At 72.9% G+C, this 22,739-nt stretch carries 23 protein-coding genes; 4 read left to right on the plus strand and 19 right to left on the minus strand.

The annotated features are described in order from the left end of the window. Positions 1–5: 5 nt before the first annotated feature. From ACH4TP_RS17955 to ACH4TP_RS18015, 13 genes are all read right to left on the minus strand, one after another. A complete protein-coding gene (locus ACH4TP_RS17955; protein WP_389222936.1) occupies positions 6–875 on the minus strand; it encodes an alpha/beta hydrolase in 870 nt (289 codons plus the stop codon). Positions 876–968: 93 nt separating this feature from the next. Continuing rightward, the gene (gene kynU, locus ACH4TP_RS17960; RefSeq protein ID WP_398438496.1) at positions 969–2,174 is read right to left on the minus strand and encodes a kynureninase; all 1,206 of its coding nucleotides are present in this window, start codon (positions 2,172–2,174) and stop codon (positions 969–971) included. Next, positions 2,167–3,024, minus strand: a complete 858-nt coding sequence (locus tag ACH4TP_RS17965; RefSeq protein WP_389222932.1) for a tryptophan 2,3-dioxygenase family protein — start codon at positions 3,022–3,024, stop codon at positions 2,167–2,169. The genes kynU and ACH4TP_RS17965 overlap by 8 nt, the downstream gene beginning before the upstream one ends. Positions 3,025–3,226: 202 nt before the next feature. Next, a complete protein-coding gene (locus tag ACH4TP_RS17970; RefSeq protein ID WP_388850690.1) occupies positions 3,227–3,640 on the minus strand; it encodes a DUF3151 domain-containing protein in 414 nt (137 codons plus the stop codon). 164 nt (positions 3,641–3,804) lie between these two features. Further along, complete coding sequence (locus ACH4TP_RS17975) at positions 3,805–5,274, minus strand: MFS transporter (protein WP_398438497.1); 1,470 nt, start codon at positions 5,272–5,274, stop codon at positions 3,805–3,807. An 85-nt stretch (positions 5,275–5,359) separates the two neighbouring features. Then, complete coding sequence (locus ACH4TP_RS17980; protein WP_398438498.1) at positions 5,360–6,520, minus strand: MalY/PatB family protein; 1,161 nt, start codon at positions 6,518–6,520, stop codon at positions 5,360–5,362. Between the two features lie 68 nt (positions 6,521–6,588). Continuing rightward, entirely contained in the window at positions 6,589–7,611 is a 1,023-nt protein-coding gene (gene fbaA, locus ACH4TP_RS17985) for a class II fructose-bisphosphate aldolase (protein ID WP_389222926.1), read from the minus strand. 222 nt (positions 7,612–7,833) lie between these two features. Further along, positions 7,834–8,382, minus strand: coding sequence for an orotate phosphoribosyltransferase (gene pyrE / locus ACH4TP_RS17990; protein ID WP_041129971.1), 549 nt, complete (start codon positions 8,380–8,382; stop codon positions 7,834–7,836). Between the two features lie 10 nt (positions 8,383–8,392). After that, on the minus strand, positions 8,393–9,184 hold the full coding sequence (locus ACH4TP_RS17995) for an aldose 1-epimerase (RefSeq protein ID WP_398181473.1): 792 nt from the start codon (positions 9,182–9,184) through the stop codon (positions 8,393–8,395). Positions 9,185–9,213: 29 nt separating this feature from the next. Further along, a complete protein-coding gene (locus ACH4TP_RS18000; protein WP_398438499.1) occupies positions 9,214–10,104 on the minus strand; it encodes an SRPBCC family protein in 891 nt (296 codons plus the stop codon). A 58-nt stretch (positions 10,105–10,162) separates the two neighbouring features. Next, positions 10,163–11,875 carry a polyamine aminopropyltransferase gene (locus ACH4TP_RS18005; protein WP_398438500.1) on the minus strand — a complete coding sequence of 571 codons (1,713 nt, stop codon included), beginning with the start codon at positions 11,873–11,875 and terminating at the stop codon, positions 10,163–10,165. A gap of 75 nt (positions 11,876–11,950) precedes the next feature. Further along, complete coding sequence (locus tag ACH4TP_RS18010) at positions 11,951–12,469, minus strand: DUF2617 family protein (RefSeq protein WP_389222918.1); 519 nt, start codon at positions 12,467–12,469, stop codon at positions 11,951–11,953. 217 nt (positions 12,470–12,686) lie between these two features. Further along, on the minus strand, positions 12,687–12,902 hold the full coding sequence (locus ACH4TP_RS18015; RefSeq protein WP_398181464.1) for a hypothetical protein: 216 nt from the start codon (positions 12,900–12,902) through the stop codon (positions 12,687–12,689). Positions 12,903–12,993: 91 nt separating this feature from the next. Here ACH4TP_RS18015 and ACH4TP_RS18020 point away from each other — a divergent pair, with 91 nt between their 5' ends. Both ACH4TP_RS18020 and ACH4TP_RS18025 read left to right on the plus strand, forming a co-directional pair. Beyond that, positions 12,994–14,175 (plus strand): pyridoxal phosphate-dependent aminotransferase, encoded by a 1,182-nt coding sequence (locus tag ACH4TP_RS18020; RefSeq protein WP_398438501.1) that lies wholly within the window; start codon positions 12,994–12,996, stop codon positions 14,173–14,175. Between the two features lie 209 nt (positions 14,176–14,384). Continuing rightward, positions 14,385–15,479 (plus strand): hypothetical protein, encoded by a 1,095-nt coding sequence (locus ACH4TP_RS18025; protein ID WP_398181700.1) that lies wholly within the window; start codon positions 14,385–14,387, stop codon positions 15,477–15,479. 22 nt (positions 15,480–15,501) lie between these two features. Here ACH4TP_RS18025 and ACH4TP_RS18030 read toward each other — a convergent pair whose 3' ends face one another. Together ACH4TP_RS18030 and clpB are read right to left on the minus strand one after the other, a co-directional pair. Next, positions 15,502–16,038: a YbjN domain-containing protein gene (locus tag ACH4TP_RS18030; protein ID WP_389222912.1), complete on the minus strand. Its 537-nt coding sequence runs from the start codon at positions 16,036–16,038 to the stop codon at positions 15,502–15,504. A 140-nt stretch (positions 16,039–16,178) separates the two neighbouring features. After that, positions 16,179–18,770 carry an ATP-dependent chaperone ClpB gene (clpB, locus tag ACH4TP_RS18035; RefSeq protein WP_389222910.1) on the minus strand — a complete coding sequence of 864 codons (2,592 nt, stop codon included), beginning with the start codon at positions 18,768–18,770 and terminating at the stop codon, positions 16,179–16,181. Between the two features lie 123 nt (positions 18,771–18,893). On the opposite strand from clpB, the gene ACH4TP_RS18040 reads away from it, so the two are divergent. Next, positions 18,894–19,298, plus strand: coding sequence for a pyridoxamine 5'-phosphate oxidase family protein (locus ACH4TP_RS18040; RefSeq protein ID WP_389222908.1), 405 nt, complete (start codon positions 18,894–18,896; stop codon positions 19,296–19,298). Positions 19,299–19,402: 104 nt separating this feature from the next. Here the strand turns inward: ACH4TP_RS18040 and ACH4TP_RS18045 are convergent, their stop codons facing one another. Together ACH4TP_RS18045 and ACH4TP_RS18050 are read right to left on the minus strand one after the other, a co-directional pair. Further along, positions 19,403–19,720: a (2Fe-2S)-binding protein gene (locus ACH4TP_RS18045; RefSeq protein ID WP_389222906.1), complete on the minus strand. Its 318-nt coding sequence runs from the start codon at positions 19,718–19,720 to the stop codon at positions 19,403–19,405. Positions 19,721–19,728: 8 nt separating this feature from the next. Further along, complete coding sequence (locus ACH4TP_RS18050) at positions 19,729–19,941, minus strand: hypothetical protein (RefSeq protein ID WP_398181456.1); 213 nt, start codon at positions 19,939–19,941, stop codon at positions 19,729–19,731. 133 nt (positions 19,942–20,074) lie between these two features. Here ACH4TP_RS18050 and ACH4TP_RS18055 point away from each other — a divergent pair, with 133 nt between their 5' ends. Further along, the gene (locus tag ACH4TP_RS18055; protein WP_389222902.1) at positions 20,075–21,055 is read left to right on the plus strand and encodes a helix-turn-helix transcriptional regulator; all 981 of its coding nucleotides are present in this window, start codon (positions 20,075–20,077) and stop codon (positions 21,053–21,055) included. Positions 21,056–21,123: 68 nt separating this feature from the next. On the opposite strand, the gene ACH4TP_RS18060 is transcribed toward ACH4TP_RS18055, so the two are convergent. Next, positions 21,124–21,558 carry a heat shock protein transcriptional repressor HspR gene (locus tag ACH4TP_RS18060; protein ID WP_086825514.1) on the minus strand — a complete coding sequence of 145 codons (435 nt, stop codon included), beginning with the start codon at positions 21,556–21,558 and terminating at the stop codon, positions 21,124–21,126. A 4-nt stretch (positions 21,559–21,562) separates the two neighbouring features. Then, the gene (gene dnaJ / locus ACH4TP_RS18065; RefSeq protein ID WP_398438502.1) at positions 21,563–22,735 is read right to left on the minus strand and encodes a molecular chaperone DnaJ; all 1,173 of its coding nucleotides are present in this window, start codon (positions 22,733–22,735) and stop codon (positions 21,563–21,565) included. Positions 22,736–22,739: the final 4 nt, after the last annotated feature.

Genomic DNA, 22,739 nt, shown 5'->3' on the forward strand with positions numbered 1-22,739 from the left:
CCGGTTCACCAGGCGAGTTGGGCGATCTCCTCCGCCACCACCGCGCACGCGTCCGCCGCCGGGTCGATCAGCGGGAAGTGGCCGATGCCCTCCAGGAGCGTCAGGCCGACCTCCTCGCCCGCCTTCGCCGCCGCCTCCGCGTACGCCTCGGCCACCGCGTACGGGACGACGATGTCCTCGCGGCCCTGGACGAGGGTCGTCGCGATGCCCGTCGGGAGGAGGACGGAGGGGTCCGCGGCCGCCGCGCGCGCCGCGTACTCCGCCTCGCCGCCCAGGAGTTCGGTGACCGCGCCGCCGCACACGCCCAGCTCCACCGCCCGCCCGAAGTGGGCGATCGGGGCGAGGGCGACGACCCCGCGCAGCTCCGGCGGGGCGGGCAGGCGCCACGGGGAGCCGGCGGGCAGGACGTGCCGGGCGGCCGCCCACAGCGCGAGGTGGCCGCCCGCCGAGTGGCCGGTGAGGACGGTCCGCCGCGGGTCGGCCTGCGGAAGGTGCGCGGCGGCCAGCTCCGGCAGGGCGTCCAGCGCCGCCGCCACGTCGTCGAAGGTCTCCGGCCAGCGCCCGGCGACCGGGGCCGTGGCGCCCTGGTGGGGAAGGCCGGGTCCGCGCCGGTACTCGACGCTCGCCACGGCGAAGCCCCGGCGGGCCAGGAAGTCCACGAAGGGAGTCAGGTGCCACCGGTCGTAGGGTGCCCGCCAGGCGCCGCCGTGCAGGGCGACGACGAGCGGGGCCAGGGTGCGCCCGTCACGCGGGGCGTAGAAGTCGACCACCTGGTCCGGGTGGTCGCCGTACGCGGCGGTGGCGTCCGGTGCGACGGCCGGGTGCGAGAAGGCCGACGCCTCTTCGGCGGCATCGCGCGCGGCGGGGTCCGGCATGTGTTCCAACCTCTCGGGTGCGGGGCCGAATTGGCCTGACCTGCGGGGACGGTACCAGCACCGGAACCCCCGCAGATCGGCCGATGATCGGACCTACGCCCCGGGGACGTCCCTCAGGACCTCCGCGAGGACCCGGGCCGCCCGCTCCGCGTCCGCGAAGCCGACGTACAGCGGGGTGAAGCCGAACCGCAGGATGTCGGGCCGGCGCAGGTCCCCGACGATCCCGCGCTTGATCAGCTCGGTCATGACGGCGGGCGCCTCCGCGCAGCGCAGCGCCACCTGGCTGCCGCGCTCGGCATGCGTCCCGGGGGTCACGGAGGTGACGCGGCCCTCGGGGGCGTACGCCTCGACGCACTCCAGGAAGAAGTCCGTCAGGGCGAGGGACTTGGACCGCACGTCCTCGATCGCGACCCCGTCCCAGACGTCGAGCGCCGCTTCGAGGGCCAGCATGGAGAGGATGTCGGGCGTGCCGACCCGGCCCCGGAGCGCGCCGGCCGCCGCCTCGTAGCCGGGGGTCATGCCGAAGGGGTCGGCGTGCGAGTTCCAGCCGGGCAGCGGCGAGTCGAAGGCGGCCTGGTGGCGCTCGGCGACGTACAGGTACGCGGGCGAACCGGGGCCGCCGTTCAGGTACTTGTAGGTGCAGCCGACGGCCAGGTCGACCCCGTGCGCGTCCAGGCCGACGGGCAGCGCGCCCGCGCTGTGGCACAGGTCCCAGACGGCGAGCGCGCCCGCCGCGTGGAGCGCGGCGGTGATGCCCGGCAGGTCCTGGAGCCGGCCCGTGCGGTAGTCGACGTGGTTGACGAGCGCGAGGGCCGTGCGCCCGCTCGCGGCGGCCGCCATGTCGGCCGGGTCGCAGGGCACGATCTCGTGGCCCGTCATCCGCGCCGCGGACCGCGCGATGTACCCGTCCGTGGGAAAGGTCGTCGCGTCGACGAGGATCTCGTTCCGGTCCTCACCGCTCAGCCGGGCGGCGGCGACGACCGCCTTGAAGACGTTCACGCTCGTCGAGTCGCCGACCACGATCCGCCCCGGGGCGGCGCCCACGATCGGGGCGATCCGGTCGCCGATCCGCTCGGGCGCGGTCCACCAGCCGGACTCGTCCCAGGAGCGGATGCGCAGCTCGCCCCACTCGCGGGTGATGACGTCGGCCATGCGGGCGGGGACGTGCGCGGGCAGGGCGCCGAGCGAGTTGCCGTCGAGGTAGACGGTCTCCTCGTCCAGGGCGAACTTCGCGCGGTGCCCGGCCAGTGGGTCGGCCGCGTCGAGACGCGCGGCCTTCTCCTCGTACGACTCAGACATGGCTGCGGGCCGTCCAGAGCTCGGGGAAGACGTTCTTCTGGGCCCGCTTCTCCAGCCAGGCCACGCCGGCGGAGCCGCCGGTGCCGGTCTTCGAGCCCATCGCGCGGCGGGTCGCGACCAGGTGGTCGTTGCGCCAGCGCCAGACCAGTTCGGCGACGTCGCTGAGGGCCTCGCCGAGCCGGACGAGCTCGCCGTTCTGGTCGGCGTCCGCGTATATCCCGGCCCAGACCTTCTCGACCTCGGGCGAGGGCTCGTACCGCTGCGCCAGGTCACGGCCGAGCACCGAAGCCGGTACGGGCAGGCCGCGGCGGGCGAGGAGCGCGAGGACCTCGTCGTACAGGCTCGGCTCGTGGAGCGCCTTCTCCAGCTCGGCGTGGACGCGGGGCGCGCCCCGGTGCGGGACGAGCATGGACGCGGACTTCTCGCCGAGCAGGAACTCCATCCGCCGGTACATCGCCGACTGGAAGCCGGAGCCCTCGCCGAGCGCCGCCCGGTAGGCGTTGAACTGGCCGGGGGTGAGCTGGGCGAGCGGACGCCAGGAGTGGTTGAGCGCCTCCAGCTCGCGCACGGAGCGCTTGAGCGCGTCCATCGCGACGGGGACGCGGTCCTCGCGCAGGGCGCGGCTCGCGGTCTCCCACTCGTGGACGATCACCGTGAACCACAGCTCCATGACCTGGGTCGTGACCAGGAAGACCATCTCGCCGGGGTCGTCCGAGCGGAGGTGCTGGAGGTGGGTGAGGACGTCCGCCTGGACGTAGTCCTCGTACGGCGTCGTGCCCGCGAAGTCGAGGTTCGGTGCGTCGACGACCGATCCGGCTCCGGAGGCATCGGGAGAGGGGAAGGCTGACATTTCTGTCTCCTCGATACGTGCTACCGGGTAGCGGTCCGCTCCACCGTGCGCACGGTGCGCCACGGGAGCTCCGGTCCCCTCGGGAGGCCCGCTTCGGCGCGCGCGTCCCAAGCGCATCATGACACGAATCGGAGTTCGATCAACAGGGACGCCCTTCCCTCCGCGGCGGGAGGGAAGGGCGTCCGGTCGTGCTCCGAGGACGTCAGCCGAGCGTCTCCGCCGCGGTCTCCGAGGAGTCCCGCAGGAAGGTCGTGCAGCGCTCGTACTCGTCCTTCTCGCCGATGTCGCCGGCCGCCCGGGCCAGGGCGTGCAGGGCGCGCAGGAAGCCGCGGTTCGGCTCGTGCTCCCACGGCACCGGGCCGTGGCCCTTCCAGCCGTTGCGGCGCAGCGCGTCGAGGCCGCGGTGGTAGCCGGTGCGGGCGTAGGCGTACGACTCGACGACCGAGCCGCGCTCGTAGGCGTCGTCGGCGAGCCGGGCCCAGGCGAGCGAGGAGGTCGGGTACTTCGCGGCGACGTCCGCCGGCGCCGTGCCGTTCGCGAGCAGCTCGCGCGGCCCCGGGTCGTCGGGCAGGTGGGTGGGGGCCGGTCCCCCCAGGAGGTTCTCGTGGATGGCCATGGGCCCAGTCTGCCTCAGGAGCCCCCGCCAGGGACCACGTCCCACCTCAGGAGCCCCCGCCAAGGACCGCGCCCCACCCCAGGAGCCCCCGCCAAGGACCGCGCCCCATCTCAGGAGCCCCCGCCAAGGACCGCGCCCCGCCCCGGCCCGTCTCCTCCGCGGGGTCAGCCCGCCTCCTCCGCGGGGGTGTCGCGCTCCCCCGGGTCGAGCGGCGGGGACTGCACCCCGCAGTGGACCCTGCACTCCGGGTGGCAGTCCGCCGCCGCGGCCGGGGTCCGCATGGTCGTCCAGGCGAGGACCGCGCCCACCACCAGGATCCCCGCGCACATCGGCATCGCCCGCCGGAACGTCGCCCCGAACTCCTCCGCCGAGCGGTACGCCTCCGGGCCCATCCCGGCGAGCAGCGGCAGCGCGGCCACCGCGATCAGCCCGGCCGCGCGGGCGGCGGCGTTGTTGATGCCGCTCGCGAGGCCCGCCCGGGACACGTCCACCGAGGCGAGGACGGTCGCGGTCAGCGGCGCGACCAGGGTCGTCATGCCGAGCCCCAGGACGAGCATCGCCGGCAGCACGTCCGTCAGGTACGAGGCGTCCTCCCCGACCCGCAGCATCAGCAGCATTCCGGCGGCGCACAGCAGCGGCCCCACGGTGAGCGGGATCCGGGGCCCGATCCGCTCCCCCAGCTCCCCGGACCTCGCCGAGAGCAGCAGCATGATCACGGTCGTCGGCAGCAGGGCCATGCCGGCGCCGAGCGCCGAGTAGCCGGAGACCACCTGGAGCTGGAGGGCCGCCAGGAAGAAGAAGCCGCCGAACGCCGCGTACACGCAGAGGGTGACCAGGTTGACCGCGGTGAACATGCGGGAGCGGAAGATCGACAGCGGCACCATCGCCCGCTCCCCGCGCCGCCGCTCCACCGCCGTGAAGCCGGCCCCGACCAGCACCCCGGCCACCCCGGCCCACCAGGCCGCGCCGATCAGCGCGTACGTGACGAGCGCCAGCGCCGCCGCGCCCAGGACCGCGCCGAGCACGTCGAACCGGCCGTGCGCGGTCTCGTCCCGGGACTCCGGGACGTGCCGCAGGGCGACGGGCACGCAGAGGGCGGCGAGCGGCACGTTCAGCAGGAACACCCACCGCCAGCCGGGGCCGTCCACCAGCCAGCCGCCCACGAACGGCCCGATCGCCGCGCCCACCCCGCCGAAGCCCGACCAGAGGCCGACGGCCCGCGCCCGGTCGTCCGGGTGGAAGCTCGCCTGGATCAGCGCGAGGGAGCCGGGCGTGAGCAGCGCCCCGCCGACGCCCTGGAGGGCGCGGGCCCCGATCAGCACCCCGGCGTTCGGGGCGAGCCCGCACAGCAGGGAGGCGAGCGCGAACCACACCACGCCGACGACGAAGACCTTCCGCCGCCCGAACCGGTCGCCGAGCGAGCCGCCGAGCAGGATCAGCCCGGCCAGCGTCAGCATGTAGGCGTTGACCGTCCACTGGAGGACGGCGAGGTCGGCGCCCAGGTCCTCGCCGATGTGCGGCAGGGCGACATTGACGACGGTCGAGTCGAGCAGCGCCATCCCGGAGCCGAGGACGGTGGTGAAGACGATCCAGCGTCCCGTCCCGGAGCTCATCCGCACGTCCCGCACACCCATGCCAGCATGGTCCCGCGAAGCGGGGGCTTCCGCCCGCCGACGCCTCAGTCCGCCCGCCGACGCCTCAGTCCGTCCGCAAGACGCCTCAGTCCGTCCGCAGCCGGTTCGCCGCGCGGACCAGCGCGTCCACGCCCCGCTCGGCCTTGCTCCGGGGGCAGCCGACGTTGAGCCGGACGAAGCCGGGCGTGCCGTAGACCCCGCCCGGCATGATCGCGACCTTCTCCACGGCCACCAGCTCCTCCTGGAGCCGGGCCTCCTCGATGCCGAGCGGCCGCAGGTCGATCCAGGCCAGGTAGCCGGCCGGCGGGGGCATCCAGTCGACGCCCGGCAGCGCGGCCAGCCGGTCCCGGAGCAGCTCCATCGTGCCCGCCACGTACGCGCGCAGCTCGTCCAGCCAGGCCGCACCCTGCCGGTAGGCGGCGATGTGCGCGGTCAGGGAGAGGACGGCGGGGGAGGCGAGGCCCTCGCCGGTCTCCATGCGCCGGACGAAGGCCTCGCGCTCGTCGGGGTCGCCGACCATGCCGTACGAGCCGGAGAGGGCGGGGAAGTTGAAGGCCTTCGTGCCGGAGGTGACCAGGGCCCAGCGGCGGCCCCGCCCCGGCTCGGCGATCCGCGTCCAGGGCACGTGCCGGTGGCCTTCGGCCGTCAGGTCGGCGTGGATCTCGTCGCTGACGACGGCCGCGCCGTGCCGCTCGGCCAGCTCGGCGAAGACGGTGAGCTCCTCCTCGGTCCACACCCGGCCGGTCGGGTTGTGCGGGGAGCAGAGCAGCAGCATCCGGCTGTCCGGCCGGGCCAGCTCGCGTTCCAGGGCCTCCGGGTCGCCGACCGGGACGCCCCGCAGCTCGCGCCCGAGCCCGGTGACGGCCTTGCGGAAGCCGTCGTACGTGGGGGTGTGGACGACGACGCCGTCGCCGGGCGCGGTCCACATCTGGAGGAGCTGCGAGAGCTGGGAGAGCACGGAGGGCGCGTACACCAGCGACCCGGGGTCGATCTCGGTGCCGTACCGGCTCGCGTACCAGTGGCGGATCGCCTCGCGGAACTCCCCGAGCCGCCAGTCCGTGTAGCCGAAGACCCCGTGGTCCACGCGCTCGCGCAGGGCCGCGAGGACCTCCGGCGGGGAGGCGAAGTCCATGTCGGAGATGGTGAAGGGCAGCAGGTCGGGGACGCCGAAGCGGTCCGCGATGCCGTCCCACTGGACGGACCAGGTCCCGTGCCGGTCTATCTCCCGGTCGAAGTCGTACGCCACGCGGTCATCCTCCAGACATGACGAGGGCCCGGCCCCCCGAGAGGTGACCGGGCCCGTCGCTCACAGGCTTACTTCAGCTTCGTGCCGGCCGAGCGCAGCGCGACGCAGGCCTCGCCGACGCGGGCGGCCATGCCGGCCTCGGCCAGCTTGCCCCAGGTGCGCGGGTCGTAGGTGGACTTCTTGCCGACCTCGCCGTCGACCTTCAGGACGCCGTCGTAGTTGCGGAACATGTGGTCCACGACCGGGCGGGTGAAGGCGTACTGGGTGTCGGTGTCGAGGTTCATCTTCACGACGCCGTTCTCAAGCGCGGTGGCGATCTCCTCGGCCGTCGAGCCCGAGCCGCCGTGGAAGACGAAGTCGAACGGGTCGGCCTTGCCGAACTTGGCGGCGACACCGGCCTGGAGGTCCTTGAGGAGCTCGGGGCGGAGCACGACGTTGCCCGGCTTGTAGACGCCGTGGACGTTGCCGAAGGACGCGGCGAGCAGGTAGCGGCCCTTCTCGCCCAGGCCGAGGGCCTCGGCGGTGCGGATGGCGTCCTCGACGGTGGTGTACAGCTCGTCGTTGATCTCGTGGCTGACGCCGTCCTCCTCGCCGCCGGTCGGGGTGATCTCGACCTCAAGGATGATCTTGGCGGCGGCGGCCTTCGCGAGCAGCTCCTGGCCGATGGCCAGGTTGTCGGCGAGGGTCTCGGCGGAGCCGTCCCACATGTGCGACTGGAACAGCGGGTTCTCGCCACGGGCGACGCGCTCGGCGGAGACCTCCAGGAGCGGGCGGACGTAGCCGTCCAGCTTGTCCTTCGGGCAGTGGTCGGTGTGGAGGGCGACCGTGATGTCGTACTTCGCGGCGACGATGTGCGCGAACTCGGCCAGGGCAACGGCGCCCGTGACCATGTCCTTGTTGTACTGACCGCCCAGGAACTCGGCACCGCCGGTCGAGATCTGGATGATGCCGTCGCTCTCGGCCTCCGCGAAGCCGCGCAGCGCAGCGTGCAGGGTCTGGGACGAGGTCACGTTGATGGCCGGGTAGGCGAACTTGCCTGCCTTCGCCCGGTCGAGCATCTCGTTGTAGACCTCGGGGGTTGCGATGGGCATTCGTCCGCTCCTTGTGATGTGCGGGGTGTGTGCGTTGCTGTCCCTGACCTAGGGGCGACGTCATCGTCGCGGCCCATCTTTCCAGACTCTTGTACGGGCTCCCACGGGCGCGGCACACCGAAGGGCGGGGTGTTTCACGTGAAACACCCCGCCCTTGGGGAAAAACGCAGGTCAGGACCGCTCTGGCGGGGGTCCGGGACCTAAGTCACGACTTCGCGGCGGTTACGCCAGGCCGAGCTCGTCCAGCGCGTACGCGTAGAGGTACGGAACGCCCGCCGTGCCGCTGATCTTCTCGCCGGCTCCGGTGGCCCGGTCCACGATCGTGGCGACGGCGACGACCTCGGCGCCGGCCGCGCGCGCCGCCTCGACGGCGGTCAGCGGCGAGCCGCCGGTGGTGGAGGTGTCCTCGACGATCAGGACACGACGGCCCTTGATGTCCGGGCCCTCGACCTGACGCTGCATCCCGTGGGCCTTGGCGGCCTTGCGGACGACGAAGGCGTCGAGCCGCTCGCCCCGCGCGGCGGCGGCGTGCAGCATCGAGGTCGCGACCGGGTCGGCGCCCAGCGTCAGGCCGCCGACCGCGTCGAAGTCGAGGTCCTTGGTCAGTTCGAGCATGACCTGGCCGACCAGCGGCGAAGCCGCACCGTCCAGCGTGATCCGGCGCAGGTCCACGTAGTAGTCGGCTTCCAGACCCGAGGAGAGGGTCACCTTGCCGTGCACCACGGCCTTGTCCTTGATCTGCTGGAGCAGCTCAGCGCGTACGTCAGTCATGCCACTGAGCTTAAAGCCGCCGCCAGCTCCAGGTGCTCGCGACCTCCAGGGGGTCGATGGGGGTGACCAGGCGCGGGTGGGTGTTGAGGCCGTTCGGCGGGCCGGACTGCGGCTCGACGCAGACCGCCTCGGCCGGCTCGTCGTAGATCACGACCCACTCGGCGCGGCTGGCGACCTTCAGCTCCAGCTCCTCCGGCCAGGTGAGGGTGACGTCGACGCCGTCGGGCATCCCGAAGCAGTCGTCCCAGGGGCCCGGGAGGGGGTCGATGCGGCGGCCGGTGGGGAGGTGGTCGTCGCCGCGCTCCTCCTGCCAGGCGGGCGTGAAGTCGATCCGCACGTCCTGACCGCCCTGGCCCAGGTTGCGCAGGAACCAGGGGTGCCAGCCGGCCTGCGCCGGGAAGGAGTCCTCGTAGGTCTCCACGCCGAAGGTGAGGGTGAGGGAGTCCTCGGACAGTTCGAAGACCTGGGTGACGCGGCCCTTGTACGGCCAGGGGTCGCCGAGCTCGCAGGTGAAGACGGCCTCGGTCGCGGAGGTCCGGGCGGTCTTCCAGGCGATGTCCCGGACGGTGCCGTGGATGGCGTGCGGGGGCGCGGTGACCGGCAGCTGGTGTGTGGTGGCGCCGTTGCGGAAGCGGCCGAGCGCGGTCCGGCCGCACCAGGGCACCATCGGGAAGCTGCCGTACCGCTCGCCCTGGCGCAGCACCTCGGTGCCGCCGATGCGCAGGCTCTCGATCCGGCAGCCGTGGTCGGGGTTGATGGTCAACTCGGCGTCGCCCGCCGTCAGTCGCGTCTGCGTGGTCACGCTCCGACCCTAGCCGTGCCGGGGCCGTTTCAACGACGGCGGCGCAGCGCCCGGCCGACGACGACGGCGGAGGCCAGGGCGAGGGCCGCGGCCGGGGCGATCCAGCGCAGGGTGGCGCCGGCGCTCGACGTCTCGGGGGCGGGGACGGGGGCGTACCGGCCGCGCGGCGGGGCGTGGTCGACCTCCTCGGCGCTCCGCCCGATCATGGTGCGGCGGGCGTGGGCGGCCTCGGCGGCGGGCTGCGGAGCGGGGAACTCGATCGGGGCGTCGACCAGCCCCTCACCCGGGCCGTCCCCGCCCGGGCCGTCGCCCAGGCCCTCGCCGAAGTCCTCGCCGAGGAAGGGGTCGAGGGAGGACGGTGGCACCGGCGCGTCGGAGGCGGAGCCCCGTCCCGAAGGCTCCTCGACGCCGTCGTCGACCCCGTCGTCATCGGAGTCGGCATCGGTGTCGTCGCCGGCCTCGGCACCGGTGTCGGCGGCGTCCCCGGACTGCTCCTCCGCGAGCGCGGCCACCGCCTCCACGAACTTGTCGAGGAGCTTGGCGCCCGCCGTGGAGCGCGCCTCGTCCGTCGCCTCGGCGAGCCGGCCGGTCGCCGTGAGGGCGCCGGTGAAGCTGAGGCTGGTGCCCTCGGCCACCGGGGTGAGGACGACGGTGAGGGACAGCTCGGCCGAGCCCTTGCCCCGGGCCTCGGTGCCCTCGCCCTCGTAGGTGATGGCGCCGTCCCGCTCGATGACCCGCAGGGCGCCCCGGTAGGTGATGGTGTTGCCGCCGACCCGCACCTTGAGGCGGCCCGTGAGGGGGCCGGCCGCCGCGTCGGCGTCCCGCTGGAGACCGGGCACGCAGCGCACCACGCGGGCCGGGTCCGCGAGCGTCGCGCGCAGGGCCTCGGCCGGGACGGGGACGAACACCTCATGCTCCATGGAAGCCGAGCCTACTCAGGGCGGGGCGCGGCGTCGCCTGTTTGCGCCGGGTGGCGGGTCAGGCCCCGTACCGGGGGTGCACCAGGGTCGAGGGCGGCGGTTCGGCGCCCCGGGTGCGTTCGGCGCGGCGCGCCGCGCGCTCCAGGACCCCGGGGCCGAGCGAGCGCAGCCGGGGCGCGTCGGGGGCGAGGCCGAGGGCGGGCGGCCGGTCGCCCCGTACGGCCAGGAGGAAGCCCCAGTCCCCCGGCCCCCGCTCCGTGCCGCCGGTGCGGTCGGCGCGGTCGGGTCCGGCGGCGAAGCCGGGGGCGCGGCCGCTCGCGCTGTACGGGCGGGTCGCGAAGCCGGCGGCGCGCAGGGTGGCGTCGACGGTCCAGTAGGTGCGGGGCCGGTCGGTGGCCGATCCGGCGTGCACGGCGAACCGTCCGGAGTCGGTGAGCACCCCGGCCACCAGGCCGTAGAACTCCTCCGAGTAGAGCTTGGTGCTGGGGGTGATCCCCGGGTCGGGAAGGTCGGAGATCACCACGTCGTACCGTTCCTGCAGACGATCGGCGGCGCCCCTCAGCCAGCGGAAGGCGTCCGCGTAGACGACGTGGACGCGCGGGTCGCGGAAGGCCTGGGCGTTGAGCGCGGCGAGCGCCGGGTCCGTACGGGCGAGGCGGACGACGCCCGGGTCGAGTTCGACGACGGTGACGGAGCGGGCCCCGGCGTAGCGCAGGACCTCGCGGGCGGCCATGCCGTCGCCGCCGCCGACGATCAGCACGCGCGCGTGCGGGCCGTTCATCGCGGGGTGGACGAGCGCCTCGTGGTAGCGGTACTCGTCCCGGCCGGAGACCCGGAGGCGTCCGTCGAGGAACAGGTCGGGGAGCTCCTCGCGGCCCCCGGTCACGACGACCTCCTGGAGCTCGGTGTGGACGGCGACCCGCACCCGCTCCCCGTACACGGCCCGGCGCGCGGCCTGTTCGAAGTCGTCGACGAGGACGGTCGCGGTGGCGAGGACGGCGAGGACGCCCACGTTCACCGCGACGAGCAGCGCGCGGGACCGGCGGGTCAGGTCGTGGCGGAACACCCAGAGGACCAGGCCGCCGCCCGCGACGGCGTTGACCGCGCCGGTGACGAGCGCGCCGGTGAGCTGGCCGAGCCAGGGCAGCAGCAGGAAGGGGAAGGCGAGGCCGCCGACGAGCGCGCCGACGTAGTCGGCGGCGAAGAGGTCGGCGACCGTCCCGGCGGCGTCGTCCTCGTCCCCGAGCGAGGCCTGCCGTCCGGCCCGCCCGACCCGCCTCTTCCCCGGAGCGCCGTCCCCCGGGGAGCCCCGTCCCGCCCGCTGTATGAGCGACATCAGGAGCGGGATCTCGGCCCCGATGAGCACGCCGATCGCGAGCGAGAACGCCACCAGGACGTACCGCGATTCGCCGAGCCAGGCGAAGGCCGCGTACAGCACCATCGCCGAGCAGCCGCCGATCAGCGCGAGCCCGGCCTCGACCAGGCCGAAGCCGACGGCGGCACGGCAGCGCAGCCGCTTGGCGAGGAGCGAGCCCACGCCCATCGCGAAGACCATCACGGAGAGCACGACGGAGGCCTGGGTGACCGAGTCGCCGATCAGGTACGACGCGAGGGCGACCAGTTCGAGTTCGTAGACCAGGCCGCAGGCGGCGCAGACGAAGACGACCGCGAGGACCGGGAACCGCACCGCTTCGCGCGGCGGCCGCACGGACCGCCGCGGGGGCGGCCGGCGCACCCTCTTGGGTGGCATGGTCACGGTCGGCTCGATCATGCCCGTAACGCTACGTCACGACTGTCGCACCCCTTGTCACCCACACGAGTGCACATGGGGCTCCGGGAGGGCGCATCAGAGCGTTGCGGGCATACGTGCGCCGAGACGGGTCCTGGTCACCACCAACTGCCCCTCCTGCGGGTAGGCATGCCAGGTGCGCCACCGCACCTGGCCCTCGTGGCGCTGCGCGAGCATCGCCGTGAAGGCATGCGGGGAGCCGGGAAAGGTCCCCGCGAGCCCGTTGGGGTGGTCGGCGACGAGCGCGAGGAGCTCCTGCGCGCGGCCCGCGAAGGCGCCCTGCGACATCGTCTCGACGCGCGCCGCGAATTCGTACTCCCATTCGCCGACGCGCTTGGACACGCCGAGCGGGAGCGGGGTGCTGCTGCCGGGCATACAGGCCACGGTCTCCGAGCAGCGGCGCCCCTCCTCCTCCAGGAGGACCTGATGGGAGGCGCCGAGCAGCCTCAACTGGAGCTTGGCGCCGGAGAGTTCGAGATCGAGCACGGCGAGCGCGGGCAGCGGCTCGCGCCCGAGGGCCCAGGCCAGATCGGCCGCGCGCGTATCGGTGTAAGAGGTCTTCAGGGTGGTGAGCATGGGTCGGCTCCGCAAACACGGTTTGACGGGTGGGCCGGGGGCGCCCCGGAGAAGGGTTCTACGGGAGTGGGGAATCGCCGGCTCGGGTCCACACACGGTCCGAGGGCTGTCTCTGTCAGGAGCGAGAGAACCACGGACGCCGGGCGACTCGCAGCGTTTTTACCCAACTTGCTGTGTTTTCCAACCCCTTCGGGGCCCCAACAGCTCACTTGTTCAATCAGCTGCCGCCGCCGCAGCCACCACCGCCACAGCCGGACCCGCAGGAGCCTCCGCCGCAGGAGCTGCCGCCGCCACAGCCGCCCCCGCCACCGCCGTCGGCCCAGCTGCTGCCGCCGCCCTTGCGCCCGCCACGCCGCTTGCGGCCCCCCGACTTCCTGCCGGAGACCAGGAAGATCACCACCAGTGCGAAGACGATCAGGATCACGAATTCCATCTGTACTACCCCCGTTCTTCTGTGCGAGGGGGATGCCCGGTCCGACGCCCCGTCAAAGCGCACTTGAGCAAGTCCAGAGCTTGGCCCCAGGATGGCCGCCATGACACGACCGCTGCTCAATCGCCGCCTCGCCGAGTTCGGGACGACGATCTTCGCCGAGATGTCCGCGCTCGCCGCCAGGACGGGGTCGATCAACCTCGGCCAGGGCTTCCCCGACACCGACGGCCCGGAGGAGATCCGGGAGGCGGCGGTCCGCGCCCTGCGGGACGGCCGCGGCAACCAGTACCCGCCCGGCCCCGGCGTCCCCGAGCTGCGCTCGGCCATCGCCGACCACCAGCGGGAACGGTACGGCCTCGCGTACGACCCCGACACCGAGGTCCTCGTCACGGCGGGCGCCACCGAGGCCATCGCGGCGGCCCTGCTCGCCCTGGTCGAGCCGGGCGACGAGGTCATCGCCCTGGAGCCCTACTACGACTCGTACGCGGCGAGCATCGCGATGGCCGGCGGCAGCCGGGTCCCCGTCACCCTCCGCCCCCACGAGGGCGCCTACGTCCTCGACCTCGACGAGCTGCGCGCCGCCGTCACCGACCGGACCCGGCTGATCCTGCTCAACACCCCGCACAACCCCACCGGCACGGTCCTCACCCGCGCCGAACTGACCGCCGTCGCCGAGCTCGCCGTCGAGCGGGACCTGCTCGTCGTCACGGACGAGGTGTACGAGCACCTGGTCTTCGACGGGGCCGAGCACCTCCCGATCGCGAGCCTCCCCGGGATGCGCGAGCGCACGGTCACCATCGGCTCGGCCGGCAAGACCTTCTCCTTCACCGGCTGGAAGGTCGGCTGGGTCACCGCGAGCCCGGAGCTGACCTCCGCCGTCCGCTCGGCCAAGCAGTTCCTCACGTACGTCTCCTCGGGCCCCTTCCAGTACGCCGTCGCCGAGGCCCTGCGCCTCCCGGCCGCCTACTTCGAGGGCCTGCGCGCCGATCTGAGCGCCAAGCGGGACCTGCTGAGCGAGGGACTCGCGCAGGCGGGCTTCGAGGTCTACCGGCCGGCCGGCACCTACTTCGTCACCACCGACATCCGCCCCCTCGGCGCCACCGACGGCTTCGCCTTCTGCCGCTCGCTGCCGGAGCGCGCCGGGGTCGTCGCCATCCCCAACGCCGTCTTCTACGACCACCGCGAGGCCGGCGCCCCCTTCGTCCGTTTCGCCTTCTGCAAGAAGACCGAGGTGCTCGAGGAGGCCGTCTCGCGCCTGAAGGCCCTCGGCGCCTGAGAGGCCGTTCGGCCGGTCGGGGGCGTGCCCGCGCGCGCCCCCCGGGCGCCGGGACGATCGTCGGGTAGACCGATTTACCGGGTAACGATCGGTCTCCCCGCGCCCGGAGGTGCACCCTGTCCGCCGAGACACTCGACCGCCCGGCGGCCCCGCCGGCCCCGGTCCGCAGCGGGCCCCGCGCCCCGGACCGGGGCCCGCTGCGCCGGGCGCTGCCCGCGCTCGGTCTGTTCGCCGCCGCCCGGCTCACCGGACTGCTCGTCCTCACCCTGTGGGCCCGGCACTCCGGCCGCTCGCCCCGGGCGCTCCTCGCGACCTCCTGGGACTCCGAGTGGTACGCCGGGATCGCCGCGCACGGCTACGGGCGCGTCCTCCACGGCGCCCACGGCATGGTCCTGGACGACCTGGCGTTCTTCCCGCTCTACCCGGCGCTCGTCCGGGCCGTGACCACCGTCCTCCCCGTCACCGGGGGCACCGCCGGGCTGCTGCTCTCCTGGACGGCCGCCGGGGCCGCCGCCTGGGGCGTCTACCTGGTCGGGGAGCGGCTGCGGGGCCGCGCGACCGCGACCGTGCTCGTGCTCCTGTGGGGGCTGCTGCCGCACTCGGTCGTGCTGACCATGGCGTACACGGAGCCGGTGATGACCGCGTTCGCCGCCTGGGCGCTGTACGCGCTGCTGACCCGGCGGTGGCTGGGAGCGGCCGCCCTCGCGGGCCTCGCCGGTCTCACCCGGCCGAACGGGGTCGCGGTCGCCGCCGCCGTCCTGGCCGCCGTCGGCTGCGAGCTGTGGCGGACCCGGGGCCGGTGCGGGCCCCGCGTCTGGGCGGCGGGCCTGCTCGCGCCGGCGGGCTGGCTCTCGTACGTGCTCTGGGTGGGCGTCCGGAGAAACGATCCGCTCGGCGGCTACTTCGCGGTGCAGGCCGGCTGGACCTCCCGCTTCGACCTCGGCCGGGGCGCCCTCGTCTTCGTACGGGACATGCTGAGCGGCCCCACGCAGTTCGGCTTCGCGATGGCCCTGCTCATCACCGGCGCGGCGGTGCTGCTCTTCGCGCTGCTCGTGTCCGGGGAGCGGCCGCCGCCGCCCGTGCTGGTCCACACGGCGGTGCTCGTGCTCATCGCCGTCGGCGGCTCGGGCTTCTTCGAGTCGAAGCCGCGGTTCCTGCTGCCGGCCTTCCCGCTGCTGCTGCCGCTCGCGGCGGCGCTGACGAAAGCCCGGCCGAGGGCCGCGGTCCTGGTGGTCGCGGCCCTGGCCGGGCTGTCGTTCTGCTACGGGGCGTACGCCCTCACGCTCGCGCGCATGGCGATCTGAGACGCCGGGCTACGGAGGGGGCTCAGGCCTCCTCGTCGCCCGCGGCCTTCTCCTCGGGGGACTCCAGGCCGAACTGCTCGACGATCCACTTGTCGAACTCGATGGAGGCGCGGACCCAGCTGACCGTGGAGGACACGAAGTGCTCCAGGGAGACACCGGTGCCGATCAGCATCTGGGCCTCGCCGATGAGGCGGAGGGTGGCGGAGCCGTCCTCCTCCTCGTGCAGGTGCGTGTACACCTTGGGCCACAGGGTGCGGCGGTTCCAGTCGTCGATCGCGTCGAGGATCTTCGCGCGGTCGTCGGCGGAGTGCGGGCGGTCGTAGAACGTCCGCACCGAGAAGACCTGCTGCTCGCCCTCGCCGCGGAACATGAAGTACGTGCGGAACTCCTCCCACGGCGCCGCGAGGTCACCCTCGTCGTCGACGACGTACTTGAGTTCCATCTGCTCGAGGAGCTGCTTGACGAGGTCCTGGTCGGGGACGACGGGGCCCGCCGGTCCTGCGGCCTGAGGCTGGGGCTGGCCCCCGAAATTCGGAATCGAGGACGGGTCGATGCTCACCGTGTTTTTCCCTTCGTACGGATGTCGCCATCCTCCCCCATGCCGGGCGGTACGTGGCAAGCCCCACCGCCCGCGATCCGCTGCGGGCTGACAAGATCCCGCCGCCGGTGGTGGGGCCTGCCCCGGCCGTCAGCCGGACACTAGCCTGCCGCGCCCACGATCAGACCGTCCTCGAAGCGGTCCACGCGGACCGTGTCGCCGTCGACGACCTCGCCCGCGAGGATCTCCCTGGCGAGCCGGTCGCCGATCGCCGTCTGGATCAGGCGGCGCAGCGGCCTGGCGCCGTACGCGGGGTCGTTGCCCTCCTCGGCGAGCCACTCCAGGGCCGCCGGGGTGACGTCCAGGGTGAGGCGCCGCTCGGCGAGCCGCTTGGCGAGCCGGTCGATCTGGAGCTGCGCGATGCGGCCCAGCTCGGCCCGGTCGAGCGCCGAGAAGACGACGAGGTCGTCCAGACGGTTGAGGAACTCCGGCTTGAAACTGGCCCGCACGACCTCCAGGACCTGCTGCTTCTTCACGTCCTCCGAGGTCAGCGGCTCCACGAGGAACTGGCTGCCCAGGTTCGAGGTGAGGATCAGGATGGTGTTGCGGAAGTCCACCGTCCGGCCCTGCCCGTCGGTCAGGCGGCCGTCGTCCAGGACCTGGAGCAGGACGTCGAAGACCTCCGGGTGCGCCTTCTCCACCTCGTCGAGCAGGACCACGCTGTACGGGCGGCGGCGGACCGCCTCCGTGAGCTGGCCGCCCTCCTCGTAGCCGACGTAGCCGGGAGGCGCGCCGACCAGTCGGGCGACGGAGTGCTTCTCGCCGTACTCCGACATGTCGATGCGGACCATGGCCCGCTCGTCGTCGAAGAGGAAGTCCGCGAGCGCCTTCGCCAGCTCGGTCTTGCCGACGCCGGTCGGGCCGAGGAAGAGGAAGGAGCCGGTGGGCCGGTCGGGGTCGGCGATCCCGGCGCGGGTGCGGCGCACCGCGTCGGAGACGGCCCGCACGGCCTCGGACTGGCCGATGAGCCGCTTGCCGAGCTCGTCCTCCATGCGGAGCAGCTTCTGCGTCTCGCCCTCCAGGAGGCGGCCGGCGGGGATGCCGGTCCAGGAGCCGACCACGTCCGCGATGTCGTCGGGGCCGACCTCCTCCTTAACCATCGTGTCCTTGGACGCCTCCTGCTGGGCCTCCGCCTCGGTGGCGGCCTCCAGCTCCCGCTCCAGGCCGGGGATCTCCCCGTACAGCAGCTTGGAGGCGGTGTCGAAGTCGCCGTCGCGCTGGGCGCGCTCGGCGCGGCCGCGGGTCTCGTCGAGGCGCTCCTTCAGCTCGCCGACCCGGTTGAGGGACTGCTTCTCCTTCTCCCAGCGGGCGGTGAGGCCGCGCAGCTCCTCCTCGCGGTCGGCGAGGTCCCGCCGCAGCTTCTCCAGGCGCTGCTTGCTCGCCGCGTCCGTCTCGTTCTTCAGAGCCAGCTCCTCCATGCGGAGCCGGTCCACGGAGCGCTGGAGCTCGTCGATCTCGACGGGCGAGGAGTCGATCTCCATGCGGAGCCGGGAGGCCGCCTCGTCGACGAGGTCGATGGCCTTGTCGGGGAGGAAACGGGAGGTGATGTACCGGTCGGAGAGGGTTGCGGCGGCCACCAGGGCGGAGTCGTTGATCTGCACCTTGTGGTGGGCCTCGTACCGGCCCTTGAGGCCGCGGAGGATCGCGATGGTGTCCTCGACGGTCGGCTCGGCGACCAGGACCTGCTGGAAGCGGCGCTCCAGGGCGGGGTCCTTCTCGATCCGCTCGCGGTACTCGTCGAGGGTGGTCGCGCCGACCATGCGGAGCTCGCCGCGGGCCAGCATCGGCTTGAGCATGTTGCCGGCGTCCATGGCGGAGTCGCCGCCGGCGCCCGCGCCGACGACCGTGTGCAGCTCGTCGATGAAGGTGATGATCTGGCCGTCGCTCTCCTTGATCTCGGAGAGGACGGTCTTCAGGCGCTCCTCGAACTCGCCGCGGTACTTCGCGCCCGCGACCATCGCGCCGAGGTCGAGGGAGACCAGCCGCTTGTTCTTCAGGGACTCGGGCACGTCGCCCTTCACGATCCGCTGGGCGAGGCCCTCGACGACGGCGGTCTTGCCGACGCCGGGCTCACCGATGAGGACCGGGTTGTTCTTGGTGCGGCGGGACAGCACCTGGACGACGCGACGGATCTCGTGGTCGCGGCCGATGACCGGGTCCAGCCTGCCTTCGCGCGCGGCGGCGGTGAAGTCCGTGCCGAACTTCTCCAGCGCCTTGTACTGCCCCTCCGGGTCGGGTGTGGTCACCCGGCGTCCTCCCCTGCTCTTCTCGAACGCGTCGAGCAGCTTCCTCGCGCTCGCGCCCTGCGCGTCGAGGATCTCACCGGCCTGGCCGCCCTTGGCGGCGATGGCCACGAGCAGGTGCTCGGTCGACAGGAAGTCGTCGCCGAGCTCCTTGGCGCGCTTGTCGGCGTCGGCGATGACGGCGAGGAAGTCGCGGTTGGGCTGCGGGGGCGCGACCGTGGACCCGGTGACGCTCGGCAGGGCGGCGAGCAGCCGCTCCGCGCCGGCGCGCACGACGGCCTGGTCGGCCCCGACGGCGGCCAGCAGGTCGGTGATGTTCTCGTTGTCCTGACCGGCCAGGAGGGCAAGGAGTAGGTGGGCGGGGGTCAGGTCGGCGTGCCCTTCGGACACGGCGCGGCTGCTCGCCGCGTTGATCGCGTCCCGGCTCCTGTTGGTCAGTTCGGCGTCCACGTGCGGTGCTCCTCCTCGAACGTCGTGGGTCCACTTCTCTCTATGACCCTTCCAACGTACACAAAGTTGAGTCTATTCCGCTCAAGGTTTTGGTGGGAGCTCCGCCACGGGTAGTTTCCGGGCATGGCCACAGACCCCAGGAACCCGTCCGACTCGTACCTGAGCTTCTGGCGCGAGTACCACATGTGCACCCTGACCACCCCGCGCCCGGACGGCACGCCGCACGTCGTCGCGGTCGGCGTCACGTACGACCCCGAGGGCGGGTACGCGCGCGTGATCACCAACAAGAACAGCCGGAAGGTCGCCAACGTCCTGGCGGCGGGCGCGGAGGGCGCGCGGGTCGCGGTCTGCCAGGTCGACAAGGGGCGCTGGGCCACCCTGGAGGGCGTCGCCCGGATCCGTACGGAGGCCGAGGCGGTCGCGGACGCCGTCGCCCGCTACGCCGAGCGCTACGGGCGCGTGCCGAGCCCGAACCCGGACCGGGTCGTCATCGAGATCGCCCTCACCCGGGCGATGGGCCGCGCCTGACCGTCCGCACGGAAACGCACAGCGGCGCCATCGCGTTTCAGGTCCGCGATGGCGCCGCTGTGTGGGGGAAGTGCCGGAGCGATCTACAACGACGGGGGAATCGCTCAGGCACTGCGGGGGGTGGCGGTGATGGTCTCGGGTTCGATCAGCTGGTGGTCCCGCTGGTCGAGATTGACGAAGATCATGCCGTACCGGATGGCACAGCGGATGGGCTGCGGAGCGCCTCGGGGGCGGCGCAGGCAGCGGTACGCGCGGACGTCCTCGTCCTGTCCGCGGGCGACGACGATCGGCTCTCCGAAGAGCGTGACCTTCAGCGAGTCGCCACGGTGGGGGATTGCCGTGGCGAGGTCGACGAAGTGCCAGCCGGAGCGATAGGCCGAGGCCATCTCCCGGCGGAACCTGGAGTCATCGGGAACATTCATGTGCCCGTCTAGCTCCAGCCGGGATCCTGCACGGGGGCCACGCTCCAGCCCGGGTCGTCCACCACGGTGGGGGCCGCGAAGTGCCAGCCCGGGTCGAGCGGGGCGGCCTGCACGTGCGCCGGATCCGAGTGCCAGCCCGGGTCGAGGGCCACTCCCGCACCCACCGTGGCGGCCGCGATGAAGGCGACTCCGGCCGCCGCGCGTATGAGCTTCTTCATCATCACCGAGCAACCTCACTTGAAGGCAACGTCTCTTTTCCAACCCCCGCGAGTAAGACGATGGCCTACTCTCTGCGCCTGCACCACCAAACCCATGCATCATGTTCCTGAGATGCAGGAGCCTGGGGGTGTACATATGCGGAAACAAGCGGACGAAACAGGTCACCCACATTCGCACGCGGAACTGTGCGAAGCGGGCTCCGAGCTGTACGCGGCCGCTCTGCGGACCGGACGAATACCCCGGTCAGAGGCGGTCGAGGCACCGTGCCTCCTCGACCTCTCACTGCTCCACCCCGACCCGGACGACGCGCAGTGGCTCCGTCCGGTTCCCCCCTCCGCAGCGCTCGCCCAGCTGCTCCAGCCGATCGAACGGGAGATCCTCGACCGCCGGCGGCGCACCGTCGCCCTGTCCGACGCCTTCGAGCCGTTCATGGCCATCAGCGCCCACGACTCCCCCGCCACACACGCCATCAACGTCCTCGAGGGCATCGACCGCATCAACGCCACCCTCGACCGCGTCGTGGCCAACTGCCGCAGCGAGCTCCTCACCGTCCAGCCGGGCGGCGGCCGCCCCGCGCAGGCCCTCAGCGAGGCCCTCGACCGCGTCTCCCCGCTCCTGGGCCGCGGCATCAACATGCGCACGCTCTACCAGCACACCGCGCGCCACACCGAGCTCACGCTGACCTATCTGGAGCACGTGGGCCCCGAGGTCCAGGTCCGCACCCTCGAAGAGATCATCGACCGGCTGATCATCGTCGACCGCGAGGTCGCCTTCATCCCGGCCCGCAGCGACCGCCAGGTGGCCCTGGAGCTGCGCCACCCCGGCCTCGTCGCCTACCTCTGCGGCGTCTTCGACCAGTTCTGGCAGCTGGCGGTGCCGATCCGGGAGGAGATCCCGTACGACATCAAGACCGACGGCATCGGCGGCGTCCAGCGGTCCATCGCCAGGCTCCTCGTCGAGGGCCACGTCGACGAGGCCATCGCCCGGCGGCTCGGGATGAACGTACGGACCTGCCGGGCGCACATCGCCAAACTCGCCGCCGCCCTCGGCAGCGGCAGCCGGGCACAACTCGGCTATCTGATCGCCCAGTCGGGGATCCTCGAACGGGACAACTGAAAGAGGCCCCCTCCACCCGCGGGTGGAGGGGGCCTCTTCCGGACAGAAGCCCAGGCAGAAGCGAAGGGCTACTCGCCGCGCTTCGGGCGCCACACCACGAGGGCGCTCGCCTGCTGCACGTCGGTGTACGGGACCAGGTCCCGGCGGTACGAGGCGTGCACCTGGGCCTCGCGCTGGCGCAGCGTCGCCGCCGCGCCCTCGACCGCCGCCGACAGCTCGGACACCCGTGCCTGGAGCGCCGCGACCTGGTTCTCCAGTTCGATGATCCGCTTGATCCCGGCCAGGTTGATGCCCTCGTCCTGCGACAGCTGCTGCACCTGGCGGAGCAGCTCGATGTCACGGGCCGAGTAGCGCCGCCCGCGGCCCGCCGTGCGGTCCGGGGAGACCAGACCGAGCCGGTCGTACTGCCGCAGGGTCTGCGGGTGCAGACCGGAGAGCTGGGCCGCCACCGAGATGACGTACACGGGGCTCTCGTCGGTCAGCTCGTACGGATTGCGTCTCACCGGGTCACGCTCCCTTCGCGGCCTGGAACAGCTCGGCCCTCGGGTCCGCGGAGGCGGTCGCCTCGCGGAAGGTCTCCAGGGCCTCGCGTGCCTTGTCGTCGAGCTCCTTCGGCACCGCGACCTCGACCGTCACGAGGAGGTCGCCGCGCGTGCCGTCCTTGCGGACCGCGCCCTTGCCCCGGGCGCGCATGGTCCGGCCGTTCGGGGTGCCCGCGGGCAGCTTGAGGGTGACAGCGGGGCCGCCGAGGGTCGGGACCTTGATCTCGCCGCCGAGCGCCGCCTCCACGAAGGAGACCGGCACCGTGACGGTGAGGTTGTCGTCCCTGCGGCCGAAGACCGGGTGCTCGTCGACGTGCACGACGACGTACAGGTCGCCGTTGGGTCCGCCGCGCTCGCCCGGCGCTCCCTTGCCGCGGAGACGGATCTTCTGGTTGTCGCTGACGCCCGCGGGGATGCGGACCTGCATGGTGCGGGAGGACTTGGCCCGCCCGCTGCCCTTGCAGACCTCGCAGGGGTTCTCGGCGATGAGGCCGCGGCCCTTGCAGTCCACGCAGGGGTCGGTGAGCGAGAAGCCGCCGCCGCTGCCGCGCGAGACCTGCCCGGTGCCGACGCAGGTCGGGCACACGCGGGGCGTGCCGTTCTTGTCGCCGGTGCCGGAGCACGCCGTGCACGGCTGCTGGCTGGACATCCGCAGCGGGACGGTCGCGCCCTCGATGGCCTCGGTGAAGCTGAGCGTCACCTCGGACTCGATGTCCTGGCCGCGCCGCGGCTGGGTGCGGGCGCCCGCTCCCCCGCCGCGGTTGAACAGGCCGCCGAAGACGTCGCCGATGCCGCCGCCGCCGAAGCCGCCGCCCGCCCCGCCCTGGGCGCCCCCGAAGAGGTCGCCCAGGTCGAAGTTGAACGAGCCGCCGCCGGGGCCGCCGGCCCTGAAGCCGCCGTTCCCGAAGAGGGCGCGGGCGTCGTCGTACTCCTTGCGCTTCTTGGGGTCTCCGATGACGTCGTTCGCCTCGGAGATCTCCTTGAAGCGCGCCTCGGCGCTCGCGTCACCCTTGTTGGCGTCCGGATGGTTCTCGCGGGCGAGCTTCCGGTACGCCTTCTTGATCTCGGCCTCGGTGGCGTCCTTGGGGACGCCGAGAACCTTGTAGTAGTCCTTCTCGACGAAGTCCTTCGTGCTCATCGAC

The organism is Streptomyces sp. NPDC021012 (assembly GCF_044333355.1).
Classification (GTDB): Bacteria; Actinomycetota; Actinomycetes; order Streptomycetales; family Streptomycetaceae; genus Streptomyces.